This window comes from Terrimonas rubra, assembly GCF_042686025.1.
GTDB classification, from domain to species: domain Bacteria; phylum Bacteroidota; class Bacteroidia; order Chitinophagales; family Chitinophagaceae; genus Terrimonas; species Terrimonas rubra.
This window is the reverse complement of the sequence record NZ_JBHUOZ010000001.1, coordinates 1,052,249-1,077,226: the sequence shown is the minus strand read 5'-3', so window position 1 is coordinate 1,077,226 and position 24,978 is coordinate 1,052,249. Positions and strand designations below refer to the sequence as shown.

Below are 24,978 nucleotides of genomic sequence, written 5' to 3'. Positions count from 1 at the left end.
AAAACAACTATCAGGTTCTGGCCTTTGTACTTTGAACCATGACCTATCAACTATGAACTAACCCTTACTTATAAAAAAATACCCCCCAAAGCAACACTGCCCCAAAGCCCAGCAAAATAGCGCCATTGAGCCGGTTAATGATATGAATGTTTTTGGGTGTAAGCCGGTTGCGGATCTTATCGGCCAGGAAAACCTTTAACAGGTCTGTGCTCAATACCCATAATAAACAGGTGACAAAAACTATAATCCGGTGATTAGTGGTTTGGGAAACCACCACCGAGGAAGCATAGATCCAGAAAACAAATACCCCGGGGTTCAGCAGGTTCATAAAAAAACCGGAGAGCGAAATTCGTGCATAATCTCTTTTGCGGAATTTGACCATTACGCCGGCATTATCATTGATCACCGTTTTTTTGAAGAATAAAAAGTAAATGCCCAGTGTAATTAAAAAAACGGAGCCAACAAAAGCTATCTCTTTCTGCAGGCCGCTTACCCGGTTAAAGAATTCTGAAAAAATATTACTCACCAGCACGAGTAACACATCACTGGCAAAAACACCCAGTACAAAAGCTATACCGCCCCTGTATCCATTATTCAGACTTTGTTTGATGATAGAGAACAATACGGGTCCTACCGCTAAACTTAGCCATAAACCAAACGTCAGACCTTTTAGTAATGCTTCTGTCATAGTACTTGGACCTGTAATAACTGCTTATCGTCTTTTAATTAAATTGAGCCTGTTTGTAGATAGCGGTTCCATTCTTCCAGCATCTTTCCTTTCATTACCCGGGGAAATTTATGCTGGCTGCCTAACTTCCCTTTCAATTCCATAAATTTTAAAAACTTATCCTCTGTCAGTACTTCCAAAAAAACTTCTTTTAATGCACTGTCCCGCTCGGTAGCGTAGTCATCGTTTAACTCCCGCAGTTTTTTATCAATATATTGCCTGAGGTCATCTGCATGTACAGTATCATTGGTTGCCACATACCAGGTATGGGCAAAAAAGTTTTCATACGGGTGCCCTACCACCGTAAACTCGGGAATGCTGATATTAAAGTGTTCGCTGGCCAGTTGTATGGCCATGTTCATATTGTCCACACTTAAATGCTCACCCACCAGGCTGAGGAAGTGTTTGGTCCTGCCGGTGATGGCCACTTCATGGCGCTCCAGGTCAACAAACTTAATAGTATCGCCGATCAGGTAACGCCAGGTACCGGCATTGGTGCTCATTAACAAAGCATATTCTTTGCCCTCCTCTACTTCGTGTATCATTAAGGCCTCCGGGTTTTTTACGATCACCCCGTCCGCATCAAAGTTCTTATCATCAAAGGGAACAAATTCGAAGAATATATTATTGTTCAGCACGAGTTGCATACCCTTGGCATGTTCCCGCATTTTATAACCGATAAAGCCTTCGCTGGATAAGTAGTTCTCTACATACACAATGGGCTTGCCCAGCAGTTTTTCAAAACCTTTTTTATACGGACCAAAGGATACACCACCGTGTACAAACACGCCAAAGTTGGGCCATATTTCATGTATGTTCTTTACTTTGTAATGTTCAATGATCATCTCCATACACATCTGGCACCAGGCCGGCACACCCACTATATAACCGATATCCCAGTCCCTGGCATGTTCTACAATCTCGTTCAGTTTCTGGTTCCAATCTTTCATCGCCGCAATACGGCCCCCGGGCTTATAAAAGGTTTGAAACCAGAAGGGGCGTTTTTTTGCCAGGATGCCGCTCAGGTCGCCGGCATACCAACCGGCTTCGCCTTTTTGCAGATCGGTAGCACCGCCCAGCATTAAAAAACCTTTGGTAAATGCTTTTTTGTTTGCCTCCTCATAGCCAAACACGCTGAATAACTGTCTTACGTAGTTAATGGTATTACTGCGTAAGAGTTCTTTTGTAATGGGAATATATTTACTGGCTGCCTCGGATGTGCCCGAGCTTAAAGCATAGTATTTTATTTTACCGGGCCAGGTTACATCGGGTACGCCATCGAGGGTTTTTTTCCACCACTCCTCGTAAATTTTATTGTAATCATGCACCGGCACCAGCTGCTGGAATTTTTTGCCGATGTTCTTGTCCATTAAGGCTTCATCAAAATGATATTTCTGGCCAAACTCGGTAAACCTGGCTTTTTTAAGCAGTTTTTTTAACACACGCTGCTGTTGCCTTTTGGCTGTATTAGGCGGAATGCGTAATGCATTAGCGATCGCCTTGGGCAGTTTAATGTCAATGATTGAAGCCATATATTTTACTGTGGGTCGTTAATTTTAATAGCGCAAACAATTGATGCAAAGATATGAACAAACGCCAGTAGGGCGTTCATTCAAAAAGCTAATTGTGTTGCACGGTAAAAGTTCTTTTGTGTATGGTGTTTAGTTGTTTTTAATCGCCCAGGTTCCTGTAAGCGTTTCTTAATATTTGAATATCGTTTAATGCTACAAAATCTCTTGCATACCAGAAGTCCAGTAAATACAGGCTATCAAAAGAAATAACTTTTTGTTTTTTTACCGGCACACCATTACTGGCTACAATACCGGGCCTCAATACCGGCAACCCGGCTCCGGAAGCAGCATAACCGATCCAGGTTTTATTACCCAATAATACGGCAAAACTATTATATAATAAACCGAATGGTTTTTTTACCAGGAATAAGTGAACAGGAAAACTAAGCAGCAATAACAAGGCCACACAAACATCGGTCAGTCGTTTTAAACGCTGTGTATGCGGGTTGCTTAAGTTAAAAGCCTGCTCATGTGTAACCGCTTCGCCGGTTATGTTTTTGGAATGGCTGCCCACCAGGCTCTGGCTGCCGGCTGCGTGTATTTTAACCTTAATGCCTTTGGGCAGGTCCTGTATCTGGTTAATTATATCGCTATAACGAACACTGTTACCACAATAAATAATTTCATGATATGGTATGGATGTTCTTAATTCATGTATATCCGGCCACTGCGCCAGGGCCGGCTCCTCCATACCCGGCGGGTTGATACGCCCTAATATTCTTTCCGGCAAATGGGTGCGTTTCATCAGGTCAATCAGCTGGTTATAGGCCTGTGGATCGGCCACTACAATGGTTTTATAGTGTTCCTCCTCACGCCGCTGACTGTTAATTACACCCAGGTTGATAAGAACGTAACGGAACAGCCCGATAAAAACAAAGCCCAGCAAACCGCCGAACAAAATAATACCCCGCGAAAAACGGAGGTGTTCGGGCAAGAGTGCATACACGGCCAGTAATACCACCGTAGCGATGAGCGTTGTACTTAATAATTCCGAGGCTTTATACTTACCATCATACAAGCCCGCATAATAAGCCGTTATCAGGTAAACAATGGCAAAGGCGGGAATAGCCGACCAGAAAAGCTCGGTACTGTAAATGGTATCCGGTTTTATCCAGCCTGCCCATACAAATTTTACGGCAAGAAAGGAAAGTATAATAAGTCCTATATCGAACAAGGGTATGCCATACTTACGCATAAAGCCCCCGATTGCGCTGAATACCGCCCTGAACCAGATAGCTATATGAATAAGTGATGAAAAAACGCCGGCCTTACCCTGGCCATAGTGTTTGCGCACAAAAATGCTCATGGCATTATAAAAAAGGTGCACATAGTTCATGCTGCCTTTCTTGGTACTCTCCCCTTTAAAATGAATAATGGTACTGCCGGCAAAATAGTAGTTCCTGTAGCCCGCCTCTTCTATCCGGTAGCTGAGGTCAATATCCTCACCATACATAAAAAAGGTTTCATCAAAACCACCTATTGTATCGAGTATGGATTTCCGGATCATCATAAAAGCGCCTGCCAGAACCGACACCGCATGATTTTTATCATTATCCAGGTGGCCCAGGTGATACCTGCCAAACAGTTTTGATTTTGGGAACAGTGCCGACAGGCCTGATAGTTTAAACAGGGAGGTGAGGGGTGAGGGAAAAGAGCGTTTGGATTCTTTTAAAAATGTGCCGCTGCCATCGATCATCTTTATTCCCAGTGCTCCGGCATCCGGGGTATCATTAAAAAAAGCGATGCATTTTTCAAAACAATCTTCCGGTACAATGGTGTCGGGGTTTAAAAACAGGATATATTTTCCCTTTGCTATAGCCAGGCCCTGGTTGCAGGCCTTTGCAAAACCTGTATTTTCTTTATTGGCTATAATTTGTACTCCGGCAAATCTGGGTTGCAGGTAAGTAATGCTGTCATCTGTTGAGTTATTGTCCACAACAATGATCTCCCCCTGTACCTTGCTTAGGGCAGCCTGTACCGAATAAAGACATTGCTCTAAAAAGTACTTAACGTTATAATTAACTATAATTACAGATATATCCAATGATCTCCGGCTTATTTCTGCGAAATACGAAGTTTTACAGCAGTATTCAAAATTTTTACCGTTTAGTAGTTTTACCTTTGGGTATGCTTAAACAAACCCTTATTGAAGCCGTTGAAGCCGGAGCAAAAGAAATAGTCCGTTTTTTTCAGAAAGATTTTGTTGTTACCAATAAAGAAGGATTGAACAATCCCGTTACCGAGGCCGATCATGCATCAGAAAAGGCCATTTTTGCCGTTATCAAAAAAAACTTTCCCGATCATTTCCTGTTAAGCGAGGAAGCGGGGGCAGTAGCGCAGCAATCGGAGTATAAATGGATCATTGATCCCATTGACGGCACCATTAACTTTGCACAGGGTATTCCTATTAATTGTGTTTCTATAGGTATAGAAAAGGCCGGTACGGTGATCATGGGCGCCGTGTATAACCCGCACATGAATGAACTGTTTTTTGCCGAGAAAGGCGCAGGCGCTTTTTTAAATGACAAACCCATACAGGTAAGCAGGCAAACACAATTAACGAGGTCATGCCTGGTAACCGGCTTTCCTTATACTTACCTGGATATGGAAAACGGACCCTTACAGGTTTTTGAAAAACTGGTGCGTAAAGGTATACCGGTGCGTCGTTTGGGTGCCGCTGCTATTGATCTTTGCTGGGTGGCCTGCGGCCGCTTTGATGGTTTTTACGAACACAAATTACAGGCCTGGGATAGCGCTGCAGGATATTTGATAGTGGAAGAAGCAGGCGGAAAAGTAACTGATTTTACCGGCGCCGCCTACTCACCTTACCAACACCGTATACTGGCCACCAACGGCCTTATTCATGATGATCTTTTAGAGGTAATACAGGGTGGGGAGGTGAAGGTAATTTGATGATGGGGTGATTTGAAAATGGAGCCTGCATTCTTTTTTTGACTTTTTAATTTTTACTTAAAATATCTTTTATGTCACAAATTTTTGATTTCAGTAAACCCATTGCCATTGGCAGCGACCATGCCGGGTTTGAATATAAAACCGCACTGATCTCTTTTTTAGAAGGCAAGGGCATTGCGTTTAAAGATTTCGGCACCCATAGTACCGACTCGGTAGACTATCCCGATTTTGCACACCCGGTAGCGCTGGCTGTAGAAAGCGGGGAAGCTGCTTTCGGTATTTTGTTATGCGGAACGGCAAACGGAGTGGCCATCACTGCCAATAAACACCAGCATATCCGTGCTGCCATTTGCTGGGGCGAAGAGATTGCCCAGCTGGTGCGTCAGCATAATGATGCCAATATCCTGTGTATCCCGGCACGTTTTGTAAGTGAGGCTACGGCTGAAAAAATGTTACAGGTATTCATGGACACCCCTTTTGAAGGCGGACGCCATGCCAACCGGGTGAACAAAATTCCCTGCAGTTAATTTTTTGCCGTTTATAAAAATAGGATGGAAGCTCAAACTTTTTACATTAAGTTTGAGCTTTATATTTTTTTAACAATCATCAGATATGAGAAAAATTTTCCTCGGTCTTTCTTTGCTTACTGTACTTGTTGCCGGTGCGCAAAAGAAAACCAACCCCACCACGTTTGGCAAAAGCATTACTGCCGACGATTTAAAGAGACATTTGTATATCGTTGCCGGCCCCGAAATGGAAGGGCGTAACACCCCGTCTCCGGGCCTGGAGCGTGCTGCTACCTATATTGAGAACCAGTTCAAATCCTTTGGTTTATTACCGGGAAACAATGGCACTTACCGCCAGTTTTATCCTTTATATAAGGATTCAATTACCGGCAGTACTTTAAAAGTAAACGGTACAACTTTTACTGCCGATAATGATTACCAGGTAAACGCCATGACCAGCTATAATGCCAGCCTGCGTTTGGGCGAAGCGGTATTTGTTGGCTATGGTATTGTGGATGGTGATGTTTGGAACGACTATAAAGATGTGAATGTTACCGGTAAAGTAGTAATACTGGCCAACGGTTCTCCCGCTAATTATAAAACAACGGCTACCGGTTTTTCATCACCGGCCAACCTGAGTGTAAAGATCAGGAATGCACAGACCAAAGGCGCTATCGCGGTTTTTGTTGTAGCTGATAATTTCCCGCGCAAACCCATTGTATCGGGTGGTAACTACCAGTTAAACGGTTATGCCGCTTCGGTATACCCGCAGGTAGTAAACATTTCTGAAAAAGTGGCGGCCCAGATCATCGGTGCTGACGGCGAAGGCATACTGGCTAAATTAAAAGCCGGTAATGCCCCTTCTAAAGCATACAAGGCAAAAATTGACCTTTCTGTAAATAAAGTAACCAAAGAAGAGCTGGTTTCTAACGTGATCGGCATTGTAGAAGGTTCGGATAAAAAAGATGAGTATGTAGTAGTAACAGCACACTACGACCACGAAGGCATCCGTGCCGATGGTACTATTTATTATGGTGCCGACGATGACGGAAGCGGTACGGTGTCGGTAATTGAAATGGCCGAAGCATTTGCCAAAGCCAAAGCGGCCGGTAAAGGACCCAGGAGAACCATGGTGTTCATGACCGTTAGTGGTGAGGAAAAAGGTTTATGGGGCTCTGAGTACTACGGTAACAACCCGGTATTTCCCCTGGAAAAAACCTCGGTTAACCTGAATATTGATATGATCGGCCGTATCGGCAGCGATTATACAGGTAAAGACAAAGACTCTTTAAATTATGTATATGTTATTGGTGATGATAAATTAAGTACAGACCTGACCCCTGTAACCGACATTGCCAATAAATATGTAAAATTAAAGCTGGATAAAAGGTATAATGATATTAACGACAAAAACCGTTTTTACTATCGTAGCGACCACTACAACTTCGCCAAGAACGGCGTTCCTGCCATCTTCTATTTTAATGGTGTGCATGCTGACTATCACAAGCCAACAGATACCCCTGATAAAATTAACTACCCCTTAATGGCCAAACGTGCGCAGCTGGTATTTTATACTGCCTGGGAAATTGCCAACAGGGATGATATGATGAAGCGTGACTTAAAACTGGAAATTCCCGGTCGTTAATTCATCTCCATATTAATAATAGTAGCCCCGGCTGGTTTAATACCAGCCGGGGTTTTATTTTTATACTTCACAGTTCATCATCCGTTACCGGAAAAAATACGGTTTTTGCCCTATTATTTTTTCAATGGCCCGTCAATTTTGTATTGTTTTGCAATTTTTTACGTAGCTTGAACTTTGTGGATTTCTTCTCAAATATTTTTTCCAGTCATGAAGGTTCTTCCTTTAAAAAGGAACTCAAGAACATATTGGGTTTTAAGCCCAACAATATTTCGTTGTATAAAACGGCCTTAACGCACCGGTCGGTCCGCGAAGGCGCTGATGAAAACAATGAACGCCTGGAGTACCTGGGCGATGCCGTATTAAGCGCCCTGGTGGCGGACTATTTATTTAAACGTTACCCATACCGTGAAGAAGGTTTTTTAACCGAAATGCGCAGCAAGATGGTGAACCGCCAGCAACTGAACGATATTGCTGTGCGCATGGGTTTGAAAAAAGTTACCCTGTTCAATAAAATGGACAGCTCCTTAAAAGTAAGCCAGATATTTGGCAACACACTGGAAGCCCTGGTAGGCGCTATATACCTGGATGTAGGGTATAAAAAAACCGCCAAATGGACCCTGGACCATATTATTTTACCCCATATGTTCGTGGATGACCTGGAGATACTGGAAATAAACCATAAGAACAAGTTGTACGGCTGGGCCAATAAAAACGGTAAGGTGCTGGAATTTGAAACCCTGAGCGAAAAGTTTGAGAACGGACGCCGCTTGTTTACTATTGCTGCCGTGGTGGACGGACAGTCCATTGCCGAAGGTAAAGCCTTCAATAAAAAAGATGCTTCACAAATAGCTGCCCAGGTTGCCGTTGAAAAACTGGGCATCATCAATGCGGACCCGCTGTAAAAATCTTTTCTATAAAACCAAATGATCTACCGGTATTAACTACTTGGTACTCTTTTTGTAATTGTTAAAAAAAAATTACAAATGAAAAAGACACTTCTGCTTCTCACCATGGGGTTTGCCTTAATTTTCAGTTCCTGCGGATCAGGCACTGAAAAAGGCGCTAACGGGGTATCATACAAAAGCCCTGAAGACTACAACAACTATATTATTAACAAACAAACCGAAACTGCCCGCAACCTGCTGCAGTTTGGTAACAGCGTAAATACCGATGCAAAAGGAACCCTTGCATCACTGGACAATTATGCTGCAGAGATCCAAAAAGACATCGAAGATGTAAAAGGCATGCCCGCTTATAAAGGCAATACCGAGTTACGCGACGCAGCAGTAGCGCTGTTTGGCTTTTATGAAAGATTGTTTAAAGAGGATTATAAAAAAATTGCCGAGATAAGAGCTGCGGCCCCGGACAATAACCTCACCGAAGCACAGGCCCAGGAACTTAACCAGGTAGCCGAAAAGCTAAGTGCCGATGAAAAAGAATTTGATAACCGGTTCCAGAAGGCCCAGCGTGCTTTTGCCAAAGAGCATAATATGCGCATCCTGGAAAATGAACTCCAGAAAGAAATTGATAAGCAATAAAAAAATGCCTGTACAAAGAGAAAAGGTGCCAAATGGCACCTTTTTTCAATTAAGTAGCGTACATTCATTCCCGATCATAAATATAAAACTGGTGAAAAAACAAGTTCTTTTTTTGTGTGCCATTTTACTGCTTGCCTTTACAGCCTGTTCCAGCAAGAAAGTAAAAGGCCCAATGGCATTACCTACAACAATGCCATTGAGTATAACCAATACATTGTGGATAAACAAACGGAAGTAATGCATATGATTCTCTCATATGTTGAAACCGTACAAAAAGACCCGCAAAGCGCCCTGGAAAATTTATCTGTACAGGCCAAAGAAGTGGATGTCATGATTAAAGATCTAAAAGGAATGCCCGCTTTTAAAGGCAATACCGAAATGCGGGATGTTGCTGTTGAGACCTTTAGTTTTTATGCGGATGTGTTCCGGAATGAATATAAACAGATGACAGATTTGATACTCAGCATAGATAGTACCGGGGGAACGGCTGAACAAATGGCCTTAAATGAAAAGATTACGGCAGATGTAACCCGGAGAGAAGAAGTTATGGTAAATAAATTTCTTAAAGCACAAAGAACTTTTGCCAAAGAAAACAGGTTAAAACTGGAAGAGAATAAAGCAGAAAAAGAGTTTGAAGAAAAGATCAATAGTTATGAATAAAACGGACAACTCATGATATAATAAAAAAGGAAAACAAATGTTTTCCTTTTTTATTATATAGGTTATTACCAACCCAGTATCCATGCAAAGATCAATGGCGCCACAATGGTCGCATCACTCTCTACAATATATTTAGGCGTATTAATATCTAATTTACCCCAGGTAATTTTTTCATTGGGTACAGCGCCTGAGTAAGAGCCGTACGAAGTTGTACTGTCGCTGATCTGGCAGAAATAGCTCCAGAACGGAACATCATGCCACTCCAGGTCCTGGTACATCATCGGCACTACGCAAATAGGAAAGTCACCCGCAATACCACCACCGATCTGGAAAAAGCCCACGCCTTTACCACCGGAGTTTGCGCGGTACCATTCGGTTAGCCATACCATGTATTCAATACCGCTTTTAACGGTACTGGCCTGTAATTCGCCTTTGATCACATAGCTGGCAAAAATATTACCGGTAGTGCTGTCTTCCCAGCCCGGTACTACGATCGGGATATTTTTCTTGGCTGCCGCAACGATCCAGCTGTCCTTCGGATCAATTTCATAATACTGCTCCAGCTCGCCGCTTAAAACGGTTTTGTATAAAAACTCATGAGGGAAATAACGTTCGCCTTTTGCTTCAGCATCCTTCCACTGTTTTACCAGGTGTTTCTGTAAACGGCGGAAAGCCTCTTCTTCAGGAATACAGGTATCTGTTACACGGTTATAATGATTCTCTAACAGATCCCACTCGTCTTGCGGAGTAAGATCGCGGTAATTGGGTACACGTTTATAATGTGAGTGTGCCACCAGGTTCATCACATCTTCTTCCAGGTTAGCTCCGGTACAGCTGATGATGGCTATTTTATCCTGGCGGATCATTTCGGCCAGCGATATACCTAACTCGGCAGTACTCATAGCACCAGCCAGTGACACTAACATTTTACCACCTTCCAGCAAATGTGTTTCGTAACCTTTAGCAGCATCTACCAATGCGGCTGCATTAAAGTGGCGGTAATGGTGTTGAATAAAATTTGAAACAGGACCTTTGTTCATTTTACAAACAGTTTTGTAAAACCGCCTTCCGATCACAATAGGGTGAGACAATGCGGCAAGGCACAAAAATAATAAATAACCGTTGGGTATTGATTATTGAATAATTAAGATTTTTTAAATTGTTTTACCGGCTACAGGTACATAACTGAGCTTACTCTTCCCTATAACATGGTAGCAGGTTCCGCTCTTTACGCAGTAGTTCAATTAATGGTTATTGGTTAAATGTTAACCGTGCTGTCATATACAAACGATTAACTTATAACATTTAACGTTTAACAAACTCCTTAAAAAGAAAAACCCCGCCTATAAAGGCAGGGAATTTTCTCATCCAATCCTAATATGAGTCCAATCAAACGTTTAATAATTTCGATCTTTTCGGGTAGTTTGAGGCCGTAGGATGATATATGAAAAGACAGGATCCTTCTTTTATGGTGTTAATAATGGAGGCACTTTCTCTTGCCGGTAATGCCGGGCAACCAAAACTGCGACCCATGTATTTATTAAACTGTAACCAGTTATTGCCAATATAATCAGCGCCATGTACCACTATATTACGTTCCATGGCTTTATCATTTATGCCCTGCTCCATGCCATCGAGCCTCAACGATAAACCATGTGCCCCGTTATAGGTATTACGTGTTACAAAAAAACCCAGGCTGCTCTGCAGGGATTCCGGTTTATTGGAAAACTTCACAGCATATTCATCCCCTGAATTCCTGCCATGCGCCACATAGGTATTTTTAACCAGCACACTATCTTCCATATCTATCAGGTACAGCCTTTTCTGGTTCGATGATTGGCTGAAATCGCATACCACCAGGTAAGCGCCCTCTTCCAGCTGGCCTTTTTCTACCAGACGTTCATATCCTTTACAGGCCAGTTCAAAAGCCTGCTGCGATAATCCCTTTGCATCTAACTTAAGGTGTTGATAAAAGCCTTTTGTATTGTTAATTCGGGTTCCTGCGCTTTTTCCCGTGTTTACGGTTACAGCTGGTTCCGCCTTTGGCGTGAGCATGGTGCGATGAGGTAGCCAGGCAACAGATGTAATGGCTACAAGAGCAACAAACAGGATAATTGGATTCTTTGTTTTCAAAAAAAAGTACGATTATATGCCCCTTTAACGAATAACAGCGTAAAAATAGTATGCAACTACCGGTACTTGCAAGCAATGGGCATTTGTTTATGTAAAACTTGCGAACAAATACTTGATAGCCTTGTAGTTTCACCATGTTTAAATACAATACTGTGCATAACTTATCTTTCGTATTAACACAGTGCTAACATTTTAACCGCCGGGTGTTCCTACGTGGTAACAACCTGTATAATTACACTTAATCATCCTGATTGTTGCGGTAAAAGCCAATACCAGCAAGGGTTTAACATAATGTTTGGATTGCGGGACCGCGATGACGGATAGAAAATGATAACTGCTTGACCTGTAAACAATAGCGTATTTTCACGTGCTTTGTTGATATATGGGCAAACAAAAGCCGCCGGGTTGACCGGCGGCTTTTTCTATTATATTATAGAGTAATTTGATGTGAGGACCTGTTTATTTTACCCAGGTTGTTTTTTGTTCCAGCGGAGCCCTGCTGCCCCCGGTAGTGGGCAATGCTACATGGCCAATATAAAAAAAGCCCAGGAGCTTATCCTCCTCGTTTAAACCAAAAAAAGCTTTGGCGGTAGGTTTATACGTTACGCCGCCGCTGGTCCAGTAACCGCCCAAACCATAGGCCGCTACAGACAGGTATATATTCTGCACCGCACAGGCCACCGCTTCGATATCTTCAATTTCCGGAATATTGGGGTTGGCAGAGCGTTTCATTCCCAGGGCAATTACATGCGAGGCTTTTAAAGGATTGGCCAGTAATTTGTCGTAAGTGATCTGTTTAAAATTAGGGCCTGACTCCTGTTTATACAGGTCGGCCTGGAAATTGGCCAGCTTTTGCAACCCTGCACCACTGAATACGGTAAAATGCCATGGCTCTGTTTTACCATGGTTGGGTGCCCAGGTGGCATTGGTTAAAACTTCACGTATAACAGCATCATCAACGGGTTGTCCTGCCGCTAACTGGTCGGGAAAAACGGATCTTCTGCTGCGTATTAACTCGTTAATAATGGCGATCTTCTCACTCATGGGGGTAATTTTTAAACTAAGATAACAGGATGCGGATAATATTGTTGCCTTTGTTGAAATTTTTATAGTGAATCAACTACGGTAAACAAAAAACCTCAATAGTATTGATGGCGTTGAAGCGTGCGACGCAAGGAACGATGAGCAGTATTACTAAAGCCGGTAACATAAAAAAAGGCCAGCTTTGCAGCCGGCCCATGGTTTATTAGGGGGATGTTTTTATTTCTTCAATATTTTTTCTACTACCCTGGTTTCGTCCGATACAAACTCAACTACATATAAACCTTTTTGCAGTCTATTCAGCTCTGGCAACACCACAATGTTCTGACCACGCTGTATCATTACCTGTTTGTTAACCAGTACCTGGCCGGCAATATTTGTTAAGCGTATATTGGCAAGTTGCTCCCTGCTGCTGTTAACGGTAACTTTAATATCACCAACAAAAGGATTAGGGTATACAGCAATGGCGGTAGCATTGTTCTCACCACGCAGCGAAATAATTTTGCTGAATGTACCGTTACCGTCAAAGTCAATATCTTTTAAACGATAATAAATAATACCGCTTAAGCCGTTAATATCATCGCTGTACTGGTAGTTATTGGTCAATCCTGTTGTACCACTACCCGCTACCGTACCCACACGCTCAAAGTCAACACCATTCAGGCTTCTGTATATTTCAAAATAAGCATTCTCTTTTTCGTTCAGGGTGGTCCATTTTAATAAAGCGCTGTTATTTTGTTTGCTTACGGTAAACGCTCCTAAAGTAATAGGTAAGGTAGCTTCGTCCGGGCCTTTCAGGTAAACTTCGTTTGAAATTACACGGCAGTTGCTGTTATCAATATTACCGGTGTTAGCCATCACAATACGGTACCAGCCGGTATCTGTTCTGTTAAAGCCTGTAACCGCATATTGCAGGGTTGTTCTGCCTGATACGTTTTCCCAAACGCCTGTAGTGCTGTTCTTACGCTGCCACTGGTAAGTTGGTGTAGCATAAGTATAATCAGTACCATCATCTAAGCGGGCAGCCTGTGCCGAAGCCTGTAATGAAAAGCTGGAAGTATAAGGACGTTCAAATACAGTACCGCCGGGAACCGGTGTTCCTCCCTGTATATTAATTGAAATAGAAGGACCATAAGATGTTAACTGGATATCATCTAAACCAAAGTCAACACCACATCCGCCAATATTGCTGGTCATTACCACACGTAACTGGCTAACACCATTTGGTACTTTAACTGTTGCGGCATAACGTTTCCATGGGTCGCTTTCAGTGGTGGCCACCAAAGGAACTGATCCGGTAGATTTTGACGTTACCAGGGTATTGCCGTCATAAAAAGAGAAAGTAATATTGGGCAGTGCAAAACCGGCGCTACCACAGGTTGTGTTACCAATACGGTTTAAATTGGCAATCCATACTGAAAACTCGTAAGCGTTACCGGAGCAAAGATTGGTGATATTTTGTTCGTAGTAAGTACCTGCGGTCTGGTTGTTGGCATTTACGATCAGGTAACGGCCATTGGTATTACCGGTATGATCGCTTACATCGATCCACGAGGAGCTGAAGCAGGTACCGTTACTACGTGGTAATATAGAGTAGAAACCATCATTAGGGCACTGGGTACCGTTATGCTGGTAGTTTAAACCGGTTGTACCGGCGTTACCTACCGAAGCCAGGTAGCTGCTTAAGGTTTGTGAGGTGGTGCCGGTACCAAAATCTATATTGATCAGGGGTGCACCGCGGCTACCGGTAACATACAGGTAAACCTCTTTATAGTTATTGGCACCATTACCTGCAAAACGCAGTTTGTAAGTACCGTTCACCAGGTTGCTGATGGTTGGGTTTAAGCTGGTGGTTGAAGAAAAACTTGCAGCGGGAGCGCCTGCCGGGCTGGTTTGAACGGACCAGGTATAGTTATTACCGTTACCGCTGATGGTGCCTAACAGGGAGGCGGAGTTGCTGGTAACCAGCTGGTTTTTACCCGCACTGGTAATGGTTTGGGCGTTTAACTGTACACCCAATAAGGTACACAAAATGGCAATGCAAAAAAGTACATTTGTTTTCATACAAACTGTTTTAAGTAAAGTAAGGAATAGGCAAAACGCCTGGTTAATTGCAGCTTAACAGAAGGAATGAAGATTTATCATGTAGCTTTTTACAGGAATACGGGTGCGGGTTTGCTTTAATAACAAACCATATTTTGCCTTATCTATTTCAAAAAATGAAATAGTAACGGCCTTGATATGTTTGGATAAGTTGGAGTTTGATGCCTGATAAAAAAAACGTCAGGCTTTTGATGGGCAGATCCAAGATAGTTAATTAGTAAAACCACTAATCATACTGGCAAAAATCTGCGGATTCTTAAGAGGGTGTAAAAGTAATTTTCCTTAGTTAATATTCAAAGGTTTTTAAAATATTTTTTTTTCAACATTCATATAATATTGAAGGTCAAACATTAATATGTTTTTTAGCGTTTCTTTTTCGCGGCCTTTTTGCGGTTAAATTACCTGCAACCGATAAGCGGGAATTGAAAAAATACGTATAAAAAAAGGCTACTAGTAGCAGCCCCGGAGTTGTTTTTAGTGTCGTCTTACGACTAAGACCACACCATGATCCACATTTTATGCTTGAAAAAGTTTATTATTTTTCGTTGGTAAAAAGACGTATCAGCTCTAAAGATTGTAATTCGGTATCCGCCTGTTCCAGCATATTGTAAAAGTCGCTCAGCTCTTGCATGCTCAATAACAACTTCATTCCGTCACAGGGAGTGGGTATCACTATGCAACGTAAGGTGGGGTTCTGGGCCGGGTGCTGTTCTTCTTTAATTTTTTTCAGCCACCAGCGAAACGAATCAAAATCTTCCTGGCTGTAAGTGACCATTAAATTACCATACCCTATCTGCAGTTTTTCACACTCTGTACAACGTACCACATATCCAATGCTATCGTCGTGAAATAAAGTCTGGTAATGACACATACGCTTCGTTTGATATAGTAAAAGTGCATCACAAAAACCATAAATGTTTTCGATATCGGAAAAGCCGTTTTCATAATCCGAAAACTGACAAAAACCTGACAGAAGGAAGGAGAGGAACAGGCGTAAACGCGTAGCATCTTCAACCTGCTCAGGTCTTATGACTCTTTAGTAAAAGCGGGCGTTTAAAATTGTTTCAGTAATGCGAGGGTTTCCTGTAAAAGCGCTTCTTTATTATGTTGCAGGGATGCCAGGGTAAAAGCGCCGTGTTCACATTGCTCAATAATAGCAAACAGTTTTGTTGCCTGTTCGGGTGTAACCTGCCGGGTATATAATAACGCCTGCAGGTTTTGTTTATTGGTGCTGCTAACGGGCTGTTGTAAAAACTGGGCCAGGTAATCATAAATACCTTTGCGTAACAGGGTATAAAACTGGTTGTCGTTCCCTTCTTCCTGTAAAGCAGCTGTTGCAGGTGCTAAAAAGGCTTCGGCTGTTTTTATATGTGCCGTTGCCTGTTGCCGGGCAGTTACTTTCTTTTCTTTTTTACTGCTCAGCCACATGGCGGCAATTCCAATACCCAATACCAGCAGCACACCAATAAACAACCAGGTACTTCGGGATGCCGCTTTTGTCTGGCCTCCCTGTTGCAGGTTTTCCTGTTGCGCCACATACTCACGGTCCTCTACAACAACTTTTACAGGCCGGGTATGTATTGTTTTGTAACGGTTACTGTCGGTATCAAAATAGGTAAAGGCAATAGCGGGTATAGTATACTCGCCGGACCGGGGCGATAAAAAGTTATACAAAAAAGTACGGGTTCCGGTGAGGGGTACCTGCTCCCTGTTAATGGTATCCTGTATACGTGGTTCAAAATTCTCCATTACCGAGGGCCATTCAATGGCTGGTGATGCTATCTGTATGATATTGCCCTTACCGGTTAAAGCTACACTTAACAAACAGGTTTCATTTTTTGCCAGCACGGTTTTATTCACTGTAGCCGTTAAGGAAAATTTCCCCGTAGCCATTCCAAAACTATCCGGCCGGTTGGCTTCGGGCAGGGGTAATACATTAATGACAACAGGCTGCGATGACATCCTGCTTTCGTATACAATCCCTTTTCCGTTTGTGTCTTTGTTATGTATAACCCCCTCTGTAACCGTGGGGTGTGGGGTTTGGCCCTGTGCAAAAGTTACCCGGTGCAGCACTTCCATGGCATCAATGGTAAACTTGCCCGCCTGCGAGGGATATAGCTGTACTTTTCGTACCGTATGTACTGAATACTTTTTCCCGCGAAAGGTTTCGTCAGTGGTTACCGGCTTCTCCAGGTTAATAATATCCACCGCGGCAAAACCATAAAAAGCAGGGTTCTTTATAATATCCGATTCGGAGCTGAGGTTGGAGTAAATTTTGTAAGTGGCAACAACAGGCTCACCAACCATGCATTGCTTCCGGTTTACCTCTACCTGTATAACAATATTGTCTTTTATTTTTTTATACGGATCTTCTCCCGGTAAAAGCGTGGACAACTCTTCGGTAGCAGGGACGGCTCCTTTTGGTGAAATTCCTTCGACCGGTAAAATATCAATAGTAGCCGGTTTTGTGTAATAGGTTTTTCCTTTGATCGTGACCGAAGCCTCCGGCAATACATTTTTTCCCTCTATCCTCCCCACCAGGGTATACACTTTATTGATAAGGTTGTTACCGGTTATATATTCGTCGGGGCCATTTACAAAAGAAAAAGCCGAAGCTTCCGGTAAAGTAAAGGATGCGGCTCCTGAAGCATCCATAATGTACTGCACGGTAAACGGCTGTCCAATCCCTACAGGTGCTTGAGGGGTAATTACCTTAAAAACCGGTTGTGCATAGATAACTGCACCCGTTAACAGCAGGCATATTATTGTCAGCAGTTTACGCATAGAACAACAAAATAACAAAGCCCTGTGAAAAATAATGGTAAAATGTATAAATGGGTGCTAACCTGTACTAAAGGTTTTATAGGTCGCCCAGTTGCGGCCGTATCAATATTTCCTCCACACAGGCCTGCGGCGATAAAGCCGCGGCACTCACCACCAGTCGGGCAATATCGGCGGCTTCCATAATGCGGCGGTCACTGTTATCAAAGCCCTGCCAGCTGTCTGTAAACACGGCGCCCGGTAACACGGCCGTTACTTTTATGCCGTAAGGTTTCATCTCCTCCCGCAGGTTTTTATTAAAGCCGTATAAAGCAAATTTGCTGATACTGTAGGCACCACCATTATCATAGGCTTTTACCGAGGCAATGGAACACATGTTAAAAATATGGCCGCTTTTTCTTTCCATCATAACAGGCAGCAGGCAGCGGGTGGTATGATAGGCGCTGTAAAGGTTAATGGCAATCTGGTCTTCCAGGTTATTGTCGGGCTCGTTATGCACCGAGCCTGGCTTGAACAAGCCCGCATTGTTCACCAGTACATCCGGCGCAGCACCTTGCTGCAATACCCAGGCCCCAAAAGCCTGTGCCTGCTCTTTGCCGGATAAATCAAACGCTTTTGCCTTCACCACAGATCCGGGGTTATGCGTCAATATTTCTTCAGTAGCCTGGTATAAGGCATAATCATTACGCGATGTAATGACCAGTTCGTAACCTGCCGCCGCAAACTGCAGGGCTATTGCCTTGCCTATGCCTCTTGATGCACCTGTAATAACTGCCGTTTTTGTTGCCATAATTGCTGTAAAGTTACAATAGATTTTTGCCGTCAGCGTAATATCTCCCTTAAAATAGGTACCGTGCGTAAAGTACCAAAGTCCGTTATATGCAGCTGGTAATATTCTTCCATGGCCACCATCAGCTTGCGTTTATTTTCACCGGTTAACGGTACTTCAGGTAACTCTTTGGGTTGCCTTACCTGTAATAAACTTATCAGTGCCGAGGTATGGGGCTGCTGTATATAGTGATGATGGTCCGGTATCTCTGTTGTAAAAAAGCCTTCTTTCAAATCAAAAAACAATTGGGCCTCCTGCGCCTGTGCTCCTGTGGCGACCTGTGGCGGAATGCCTAAAAAGTAGGTAAGCTGTATTAAAAAAAACAAGGGATAACCGGCTACGGTTTTATCATCTGCCTCATCCAGGTGTAATAAAGCGTCCTCCATAAAATAAAACAGGTCTGGGTTTTCCTCGGGTTGTTTCAAACATTTGGATAACAGCTCTACCATAAACAACACCACGGTGTTTTTTATTACATCCTGTAGTATATGTTTATATAAAAAGCCCCAGCGGAACTCTTTCAGCCTTTGCAGTTGTTTTAATTCATTATGGTATACTACCAGGTCAAGGATAACACCCGGCTGGAACAGGTTGGCTTTGGCGCTGCCTTTTTTTCCCGAAGTTCTTACCCCGTTCACCAGGTAGGACTGCTGGCCAAATATTTCGGTATAAATAGAAACAATTACACTGCTTTCCCCGTACTTAACCGTACGCAGTACAATGCCTTTTGTTTTATGTGTTTTATCGGACAACTTATCGTATTATTTTCAACCACAAAGGTAAACGGGAAGCCCGCCTTTTGTATATAAAAATGATCACTGCTTTTTGCAATACTACGGCTATGGTTGCATACAGTCGCTACCCGTATCACCAAAGTGATACAATACTTTATGATTGTAATTTATTGAATAACCGGATGCCTTGTTAATATAACTTCTGTACTCAACTGTTCAAATAGTTGTATAACTCCCGGCACTTGTGCCGGTTCAAGGGCATATTGCTCCGGTGAAAAGAATTGAATACCGCCTATTTCGTTGCCGGCCTGTATTTTTTCGGTTAATGTATAACCATAACAGTCCTGTTCCATTATAATGTTTTCCTTTTCTCCAAAAGCCGGGGCCGTAATATGTGTATAATAGTGCAGGTCCGTTATTCTTAGTTGTATGCCAAGCTCTTCGTTTATCTCTCTCAGTAGTGCGTCCACCGGTGTTTCACCGGCATCAACTTTTCCTCCCGGTAAATACCAGGCTTTTTTATGATTGCTGAAAGCCAGTAATAATTTGTTTTCCTGTATTACTACTAATCCAACGGTATATAAACGCCGGGGGTGTTCCTTTCTATCCATCAGTCAATGCTGTTGATCTTTTGTGCCAGCTGGTAATCCTTTTCCGTTACGGTATTATCAGCTCTATGTGTTTGCAGCCATATTTCCACCTTGTTCCAGGTATTGGTCCAGGTAGGGTGGTGGTCCATTTTTTCGGCGGCAAGTGCCACCCTTGTCATAAAGCCAAAAGCCTGGTTAAAATCTTTGAAGGTAAAGGTCTTGTACAGTTTATTATCGGCAAGCTCCCATCCGGGAGCTTCGTTTTCCTGTCGGGCTACGGTACTCATATTCTTTGTTTTTTGCGATTGTATCGCTTTTAAAAAATAAGATGTTCCTTGTTCTTTATTTTTTCATTGGTTAGCTCTGTAACCAGTTGTACGCCGTTGATACTGCGCAAAGCCTGTATGGTCTCTTTTAAATAATCATCCGCCACAATATCATTTTTCATCAGCCATAAAAAATCCAGGTGTTTAAATTCGGGCAACAGGTATTCACCGTCAAATAAATTCCGGTACAGGTAGTGGCATAAAGTGCCGGTCGGATCCTGGTATTCGTATACCGAAAAATAATAGTTCCGGTTTTTCCGGCGTAGCTGTATCTCTATATCAATATTAATTCTAAAGTCAATATCCATCAGGTTATTCAGCTGCCAGCAAAACTGGTAGTCCTTTATCGGGGCCATAATGCCCAGCAGGCGGGTATCTTCAAAAAACTCTTCCGCCAGTTCGTAGGTATTGATGGATAGTTTAAAGTTTTTATCAGCCATCGTTCGGGGTTTATGGTGAAAGCTTACACTTATAAGAACAGGTTATGAATGGTTAACCCGTCTTATATAAAGGTAGTTAAATTGTCAATGAATCTTTTCGTTTATCAAAGCCATACTACCCCACGCCTTATAACTTACTTATTTATTAAAACGTCAGGCTTGCCTCCTGCGTTTTATCGCCTCTCTTAAAGGTTATTTTTACTGTTTGTCCCTTTTCAAATGCCTGCAGCGCCTGCATATATGCATCCATATTATTAATGGCCAGGTGACCGATGCTCAATACAATATCGCCGGCTTTCAGGCCTGCTGCTGCTGCCGGTCTGCCCTCGGTAACACCATCAATTTTTAAACCGGTGCCGGTATATGCATAATCGGGCATTACGCCTAAAGTAACTTTAAACGAGCCGCTGCTGCGCATGGTCTTCTCGCGGGTTGGCAAAAAACTTAGTTTAGGCTGTTTGTTCAGTTGTGTTATCACGTTCAGGATATGATTAACAATATACACCTGGCCGGTATAATTTATTTTATTGGCATCGTCATCGGGCTTGTGATAATCGGCATGTGTTCCGGTAAAATAAAACAATACCGGTATTTGCTTCTGGTAAAACGAAGTATGGTCACTGGGGCCCGTGCCGCTGGAATCGGTAACAATAGTGAAATAGTTTTTCTTATTGTTGGTAATTACCTGCGCCCATTGCGGTGATGTGCCAAAGCCTCCTATTGAAATGGATTTTTTGGTCTCGTCCAGGCGGCCTACCATGTCCATATTGATCATGTAGTTGGCGCCGGATAAATTAATGGTTGGGTTATTGGTGTAATATTTTGAACCCAGCAGACCCAGCTCTTCACCGGAAAAAGCGATCAGCAAATAGTTATTACCGGTAAGCTTGGATGTTTTTAATAAGCGTCCCAGTTCTATCAATGCGGCTGTACCGCTGGCATTATCATCGGCGCCGTTATGAATTTGTTTTTCGCCGGTGCGTAACATGGAGTTACCGTCTTCACCATAACCCAGGTGATCAAAATGAGCGCCCAGTATCACTGTATTGGCAGCACTGTTATCAATATATCCCACTACATTATGCCCCGTCCTAGTTTTCTCAACAATTGATGTTTTTAAATGAATATCGAGCGGGGCCGTTTTATCGGCAAAAAATTTATCCGCCACCGGCTTTGTTACATATACCACGGGAATGGCCAGTTTTTCTGAGCGGTCTTTCCCTTTAAATTTTAACTGGTCATCGCGGTCACTGCTATTGTACACAATAATGGCCGTGGCTAATTTTTCAGTCGCTTTTTTTGCATTGTTATAAATATAGGCTTCCAGGTCAAAATGCGGGTTATCCTTATTATCGGCAAAAACATCTTTCAGATCTACAAACCAGGGCATATCATGTTCCTGTAATACCACAGCGGGCATAGCCTCAATATTTTTATCGGGCGAATAAGGAAAAGGAAAATAGTCTTTCTCCGGTTGCAGTTTATTATCATTAATGCTGAAATAAGTATCCGGTCCAATGGCTTTACCATCGTTTACGGTAAAAGCCTGGAAATAGCCTGCTGTTCCTTTAGGGCTGATACCGTATTTTTCAAACTGTGTTTTGATATAGTCCATTGCCAGCTGTTCACCTTTACTGCCTGTACGGCGTCCTTCCAGTTTATCATCGGCCAGGTAGGTGACGTGTGCCTGTAAATTGGCCATGGTTTCTTTATCGGCTTTTTTAAGTTTCTGTGCCTGTACGGTTACGGTAGCCATAATAATGACAGCTACCAGTAAACTTTTCTTTTTCATGCTGTATGCTTCTGTTATTTGGCTGCAAAGTTATTGTATTGCGGCCTGGTATACTGATAATACCATTTTATTCAATAATTATTTCCACCGGCTTTTCTCATGGATTTGTCATTTAGCCGTCATTATACTGTAAATCGGGTAATTGACTGTATTTTTGCGGGCCTTTCTACCGAATACGTTTCATCTTGCAACAGAATACATTACATATCGCTTTAGTGGGTAATCCGAACAGTGGTAAAACATCTTTGTTCAATGGGCTTACCGGTTTAAATCAAAAAGTGGGCAATTTCCCCGGTGTAACGGTTGATAAAAAAACCGGCGCCACCACCTTGTCATCAGGTGAAGCCCAGGTGATTGACCTGCCGGGCTCTTATAGCCTATACCCGCGCCGTTTGGATGAGTGGGTAAGTTATAAGGTATTGCTGAACCAGGACCATGGTATTAAAGCCGATGTAGTGGTGGTGGTGGCCGATGCGAGTAACCTGAAAAGGAACCTCCTGTTCTGTTCGCAGTTGATTGACCTGAAACAACCCGTGGTAATGGCATTGACCATGCTGGACCTTGCAGAAAAAAAAGGTATCCGGGTAGATGTGGCGGCACTGGAAAGAGAATTAGGCATCCCGGTGGTAGCGGTTAACCCGCGTAAGAATAAAGGCCTGCCGCAGCTGAAAAAAGCCATTGAACAAACAGCGCAGGGTCTTTACCAACCCCCTGCATATGATTTTGTAGATGTAAAAGCACTGGCCGGTGATGCCATTACCGATGTACAAAAGCTTTTTCCGCAAATAAGCAATTATACTGCTGTTCATTATCTTATTAACCATGAATCATTCCTGTTAAATGATGGCACACAGCAACAGATAGAGGATATTGAAACAAAACATAAGTTTAACCATACCCGTATACAGGCCGAGGAGATATTGCAGCGATACCAGCGTATCAACCATATCATGACCAGGACGGTTTCCGAACCCGATCCTTTACGTCAAAGCCTGATCACCGAAAAAATTGATAATGTACTCTTGCACCGGGTTTGGGGATATGTGATCTTACTGGCAGTATTATACCTTACTTTTCAAAGTTTATTCTGGCTGGCTTCTTATCCCATGGACTGGATCGATGCAGGCACGGCTAATTTCAGTGGCTGGCTGGAACAACAGTTGCCGGATAATAACTGGACCGATCTTTTAATTAACGGGCTCATCGCAGGCCTTGGCGGTATCATCATCTTTGTGCCGCAAATAGCCATCATGTTCGGACTGATCGCCATCCTGGAAGATACCGGTTATATGGCCCGTATCAGCTTTTTAACGGACAGGATCATGCGCAAAGTGGGACTGAACGGCAAAAGCGTGATGCCCATGATCAGCGGCTTTGCCTGTGCCATCCCGGCGGTAATGAGCGCCCGTAATATTGAGAACCGCAAGGAAAGATTGCTGACCATTTTAATTACACCGCTGATGAGCTGTACGGCCCGTCTGCCGGTATATGTTATCCTTATTTCCCTGGTCATCCCCGACCAGAAGGTACTGGGCTTTATGAACCTGCAGGGCCTGGTCATGCTGGGGCTTTACCTCCTGGGTTTTGTTATGGCCCTTGTTGTTTCCTATGTAGCCAAATGGTTCATTAAAATAAAAGAAAAAAGCTTTTTCGTACTGGAGTTACCCACCTATCATGCGCCACGCTGGGGTAATGTATTACAATCCATGTGGGAAAAATCAAAAATATTTGTGTTGCAGGCCGGACGGGTTATCCTGGTCATCAGCCTGGTGTTGTGGTTACTGAGCTCCTTTGGCCCGGGTGGGCGGATGGAAAAAGTAGAAGCCCAGTATGAACAGGCCCTAGCACAACCCGGTGCCGATACCGCTACCCTGGATATAGAATATGCCAATCAAAAACTTGCCAACTCCTATATTGGTATTGTAGGCCATGCTATTGAACCGGCCATTCGTCCGTTGGGTTATGACTGGAAAATTGGTATCGCCCTCATCACTTCTTTTGCAGCCCGTGAAGTATTTGTGGGCACTATGGCTACTTTATACAGTGTAGAAGATGATGGGGAAGAAAACCTGCCCTTACAGGAAAAAATGCATGCCGCCACCCGTGCCGACGGCAGCCCGGTGTATACTATTGGTACCGGCGTTTCCTTAATGTTATTCTATGTATTTGCCATGCAATGTATGAGCACCCTGGCCATTGTACGCCGCGAAACAAAAAGCTGGAAATGGCCAGTGATACAGGTGATATATATGACGGCCCTTGCATACCTGTTTGGCTTGCTGGCTTATTCTGTTTTATAAAATTTGGAGGTCGGCAGCAGTACTACCCTCGTCAATAGTTGCGTCGCACACTTGTGCCGTTGTAATCCTGTTCAGCATTATCAGGGTATCACCTGGTAGTAGCGCGTTAATATAATTGATCAAAACTCATACAAAGGTGGTTTAGTCCGGTTCAATATCAATAATATCCCCGGGCTTACAATCCAATGCATTACAGATTGCCTTAAGCGTATCAAAACGTACGCCTTTGGCCTTACCGGTTTTAAGTTTGGAGAGGTTAACAATGGTCAGGTCCACTTTCTCCGCCAGTTCAGTAAGGCTCATCTTTCGCTTTGCCAGCATCACGTCCAGGTTAATTACTATTGGCATT

Annotated in this window: 23 protein-coding genes; 7 read left to right on the top strand and 16 right to left on the bottom strand. The window is 43.1% G+C overall.

Annotated features, from left to right (window positions below):
• Positions 1-64 precede the first annotated feature (64 nt).
• From ACFS6H_RS04645 to ACFS6H_RS04635, 3 genes are all read right to left on the bottom strand, one after another.
• On the bottom strand, positions 65-688 hold the full coding sequence (locus ACFS6H_RS04645) for a LysE family translocator (protein WP_386095703.1): 624 nt from the start codon (positions 686-688) through the stop codon (positions 65-67).
• 38 nt (positions 689-726) lie between these two features.
• Complete coding sequence (locus ACFS6H_RS04640; protein WP_386095701.1) at positions 727-2,259, bottom strand: GH3 family domain-containing protein; 1,533 nt, start codon at positions 2,257-2,259, stop codon at positions 727-729.
• A 139-nt stretch (positions 2,260-2,398) separates the two neighbouring features.
• Positions 2,399-4,342, bottom strand: coding sequence for a glycosyltransferase family 2 protein (locus tag ACFS6H_RS04635; RefSeq protein ID WP_386095699.1), 1,944 nt, complete (start codon positions 4,340-4,342; stop codon positions 2,399-2,401).
• Between the two features lie 83 nt (positions 4,343-4,425).
• Between ACFS6H_RS04635 and ACFS6H_RS04630 the strand changes: the two genes are divergently transcribed.
• The 6 genes from ACFS6H_RS04630 (at position 4,426) to ACFS6H_RS04605 (ending at position 9,560) form a co-directional block, all read left to right on the top strand.
• Complete coding sequence (locus ACFS6H_RS04630) at positions 4,426-5,211, top strand: inositol monophosphatase family protein (RefSeq protein ID WP_386095697.1); 786 nt, start codon at positions 4,426-4,428, stop codon at positions 5,209-5,211.
• Positions 5,212-5,282: 71 nt separating this feature from the next.
• On the top strand, positions 5,283-5,738 hold the full coding sequence (rpiB, locus tag ACFS6H_RS04625) for a ribose 5-phosphate isomerase B (protein WP_386095695.1): 456 nt from the start codon (positions 5,283-5,285) through the stop codon (positions 5,736-5,738).
• Positions 5,739-5,823: 85 nt separating this feature from the next.
• Complete coding sequence (locus ACFS6H_RS04620) at positions 5,824-7,362, top strand: M28 family peptidase (protein ID WP_386095693.1); 1,539 nt, start codon at positions 5,824-5,826, stop codon at positions 7,360-7,362.
• A gap of 176 nt (positions 7,363-7,538) precedes the next feature.
• The gene (gene rnc / locus ACFS6H_RS04615) at positions 7,539-8,264 is read left to right on the top strand and encodes a ribonuclease III (RefSeq protein ID WP_386095691.1); all 726 of its coding nucleotides are present in this window, start codon (positions 7,539-7,541) and stop codon (positions 8,262-8,264) included.
• Between the two features lie 81 nt (positions 8,265-8,345).
• Positions 8,346-8,900, top strand: a complete 555-nt coding sequence (locus tag ACFS6H_RS04610; RefSeq protein ID WP_386095689.1) for an LIC11966 family surface protein — start codon at positions 8,346-8,348, stop codon at positions 8,898-8,900.
• Positions 8,901-9,014: 114 nt separating this feature from the next.
• Positions 9,015-9,560: an LIC11966 family surface protein gene (locus ACFS6H_RS04605; protein WP_386095687.1), complete on the top strand. Its 546-nt coding sequence runs from the start codon at positions 9,015-9,017 to the stop codon at positions 9,558-9,560.
• A 65-nt stretch (positions 9,561-9,625) separates the two neighbouring features.
• On the opposite strand, the gene ACFS6H_RS04600 is transcribed toward ACFS6H_RS04605, so the two are convergent.
• The 12 genes from ACFS6H_RS04600 to ACFS6H_RS04545 form a co-directional block, all read right to left on the bottom strand.
• The gene (locus tag ACFS6H_RS04600) at positions 9,626-10,600 is read right to left on the bottom strand and encodes a deoxyhypusine synthase family protein (RefSeq protein ID WP_386095685.1); all 975 of its coding nucleotides are present in this window, start codon (positions 10,598-10,600) and stop codon (positions 9,626-9,628) included.
• A gap of 349 nt (positions 10,601-10,949) precedes the next feature.
• Positions 10,950-11,693, bottom strand: coding sequence for a murein L,D-transpeptidase catalytic domain family protein (locus tag ACFS6H_RS04595; RefSeq protein WP_386095683.1), 744 nt, complete (start codon positions 11,691-11,693; stop codon positions 10,950-10,952).
• Positions 11,694-12,152: 459 nt separating this feature from the next.
• A complete protein-coding gene (locus ACFS6H_RS04590) occupies positions 12,153-12,737 on the bottom strand; it encodes a nitroreductase family protein (protein WP_386095682.1) in 585 nt (194 codons plus the stop codon).
• Positions 12,738-12,953: 216 nt separating this feature from the next.
• Positions 12,954-14,798: a T9SS type A sorting domain-containing protein gene (locus ACFS6H_RS04585; RefSeq protein ID WP_386095680.1), complete on the bottom strand. Its 1,845-nt coding sequence runs from the start codon at positions 14,796-14,798 to the stop codon at positions 12,954-12,956.
• A gap of 574 nt (positions 14,799-15,372) precedes the next feature.
• Positions 15,373-15,708 (bottom strand): DUF6686 family protein, encoded by a 336-nt coding sequence (locus ACFS6H_RS04580; protein ID WP_386095678.1) that lies wholly within the window; start codon positions 15,706-15,708, stop codon positions 15,373-15,375.
• Positions 15,709-15,890: 182 nt separating this feature from the next.
• Entirely contained in the window at positions 15,891-17,621 is a 1,731-nt protein-coding gene (locus ACFS6H_RS04575) for a BatD family protein (RefSeq protein WP_386095676.1), read from the bottom strand.
• Between the two features lie 76 nt (positions 17,622-17,697).
• The gene (locus ACFS6H_RS04570; protein ID WP_386095674.1) at positions 17,698-18,408 is read right to left on the bottom strand and encodes an SDR family oxidoreductase; all 711 of its coding nucleotides are present in this window, start codon (positions 18,406-18,408) and stop codon (positions 17,698-17,700) included.
• Positions 18,409-18,440: 32 nt separating this feature from the next.
• The gene (recO, locus tag ACFS6H_RS04565) at positions 18,441-19,199 is read right to left on the bottom strand and encodes a DNA repair protein RecO (protein WP_386095672.1); all 759 of its coding nucleotides are present in this window, start codon (positions 19,197-19,199) and stop codon (positions 18,441-18,443) included.
• Positions 19,200-19,348: 149 nt separating this feature from the next.
• The gene (locus ACFS6H_RS04560; protein ID WP_386095670.1) at positions 19,349-19,792 is read right to left on the bottom strand and encodes an NUDIX hydrolase; all 444 of its coding nucleotides are present in this window, start codon (positions 19,790-19,792) and stop codon (positions 19,349-19,351) included.
• Positions 19,792-20,058, bottom strand: a complete 267-nt coding sequence (locus ACFS6H_RS04555) for a 4a-hydroxytetrahydrobiopterin dehydratase (protein ID WP_386095668.1) — start codon at positions 20,056-20,058, stop codon at positions 19,792-19,794. Before ACFS6H_RS04555 ends, ACFS6H_RS04560 begins: the two co-directional genes overlap by 1 nt.
• A gap of 29 nt (positions 20,059-20,087) precedes the next feature.
• On the bottom strand, positions 20,088-20,537 hold the full coding sequence (locus tag ACFS6H_RS04550) for an IPExxxVDY family protein (RefSeq protein WP_386095666.1): 450 nt from the start codon (positions 20,535-20,537) through the stop codon (positions 20,088-20,090).
• A 145-nt stretch (positions 20,538-20,682) separates the two neighbouring features.
• The gene (locus tag ACFS6H_RS04545) at positions 20,683-22,329 is read right to left on the bottom strand and encodes a M28 family peptidase (RefSeq protein ID WP_386095664.1); all 1,647 of its coding nucleotides are present in this window, start codon (positions 22,327-22,329) and stop codon (positions 20,683-20,685) included.
• Between the two features lie 185 nt (positions 22,330-22,514).
• Here ACFS6H_RS04545 and feoB point away from each other — a divergent pair, with 185 nt between their 5' ends.
• Positions 22,515-24,629 (top strand): ferrous iron transport protein B, encoded by a 2,115-nt coding sequence (gene feoB / locus ACFS6H_RS04540; protein ID WP_386095662.1) that lies wholly within the window; start codon positions 22,515-22,517, stop codon positions 24,627-24,629.
• 141 nt (positions 24,630-24,770) lie between these two features.
• Here feoB and ACFS6H_RS04535 read toward each other — a convergent pair whose 3' ends face one another.
• Positions 24,771-24,977, bottom strand: a complete 207-nt coding sequence (locus ACFS6H_RS04535) for a helix-turn-helix domain-containing protein (RefSeq protein ID WP_386095660.1) — start codon at positions 24,975-24,977, stop codon at positions 24,771-24,773.
• Position 24,978 lies beyond the last annotated feature (1 nt).

What these genes read in the sequence shown, in the direction of transcription:
- ACFS6H_RS04645 (WP_386095703.1), bottom strand. Translation starts at nt 688, where the DNA reads ATGACAGAAGCATTACTAAAAGGTCTGACGTTTGGTTTATGGCTAAGT.
- ACFS6H_RS04640 (WP_386095701.1), bottom strand. Translation starts at nt 2,259, where the DNA reads ATGGCTTCAATCATTGACATTAAACTGCCCAAGGCGATCGCTAATGCA.
- ACFS6H_RS04630 (WP_386095697.1), top strand. Translation starts at nt 4,426, where the DNA reads ATGCTTAAACAAACCCTTATTGAAGCCGTTGAAGCCGGAGCAAAAGAA.
- rpiB (WP_386095695.1), top strand. Translation starts at nt 5,283, where the DNA reads ATGTCACAAATTTTTGATTTCAGTAAACCCATTGCCATTGGCAGCGAC.
- ACFS6H_RS04620 (WP_386095693.1), top strand. Translation starts at nt 5,824, where the DNA reads ATGAGAAAAATTTTCCTCGGTCTTTCTTTGCTTACTGTACTTGTTGCC.
- ACFS6H_RS04610 (WP_386095689.1), top strand. Translation starts at nt 8,346, where the DNA reads ATGAAAAAGACACTTCTGCTTCTCACCATGGGGTTTGCCTTAATTTTC.
- ACFS6H_RS04600 (WP_386095685.1), bottom strand. Translation starts at nt 10,600, where the DNA reads ATGAACAAAGGTCCTGTTTCAAATTTTATTCAACACCATTACCGCCAC.
- ACFS6H_RS04590 (WP_386095682.1), bottom strand. Translation starts at nt 12,737, where the DNA reads ATGAGTGAGAAGATCGCCATTATTAACGAGTTAATACGCAGCAGAAGA.
- ACFS6H_RS04585 (WP_386095680.1), bottom strand. Translation starts at nt 14,798, where the DNA reads ATGAAAACAAATGTACTTTTTTGCATTGCCATTTTGTGTACCTTATTG.
- ACFS6H_RS04580 (WP_386095678.1), bottom strand. Translation starts at nt 15,708, where the DNA reads ATGTGTCATTACCAGACTTTATTTCACGACGATAGCATTGGATATGTG.
- ACFS6H_RS04575 (WP_386095676.1), bottom strand. Translation starts at nt 17,621, where the DNA reads ATGCGTAAACTGCTGACAATAATATGCCTGCTGTTAACGGGTGCAGTT.
- ACFS6H_RS04570 (WP_386095674.1), bottom strand. Translation starts at nt 18,408, where the DNA reads ATGGCAACAAAAACGGCAGTTATTACAGGTGCATCAAGAGGCATAGGC.
- ACFS6H_RS04560 (WP_386095670.1), bottom strand. Translation starts at nt 19,792, where the DNA reads ATGGATAGAAAGGAACACCCCCGGCGTTTATATACCGTTGGATTAGTA.
- ACFS6H_RS04555 (WP_386095668.1), bottom strand. Translation starts at nt 20,058, where the DNA reads ATGAGTACCGTAGCCCGACAGGAAAACGAAGCTCCCGGATGGGAGCTT.
- ACFS6H_RS04550 (WP_386095666.1), bottom strand. Translation starts at nt 20,537, where the DNA reads ATGGCTGATAAAAACTTTAAACTATCCATCAATACCTACGAACTGGCG.
- ACFS6H_RS04545 (WP_386095664.1), bottom strand. Translation starts at nt 22,329, where the DNA reads ATGAAAAAGAAAAGTTTACTGGTAGCTGTCATTATTATGGCTACCGTA.
- ACFS6H_RS04535 (WP_386095660.1), bottom strand. Translation starts at nt 24,977, where the DNA reads ATGCCAATAGTAATTAACCTGGACGTGATGCTGGCAAAGCGAAAGATG.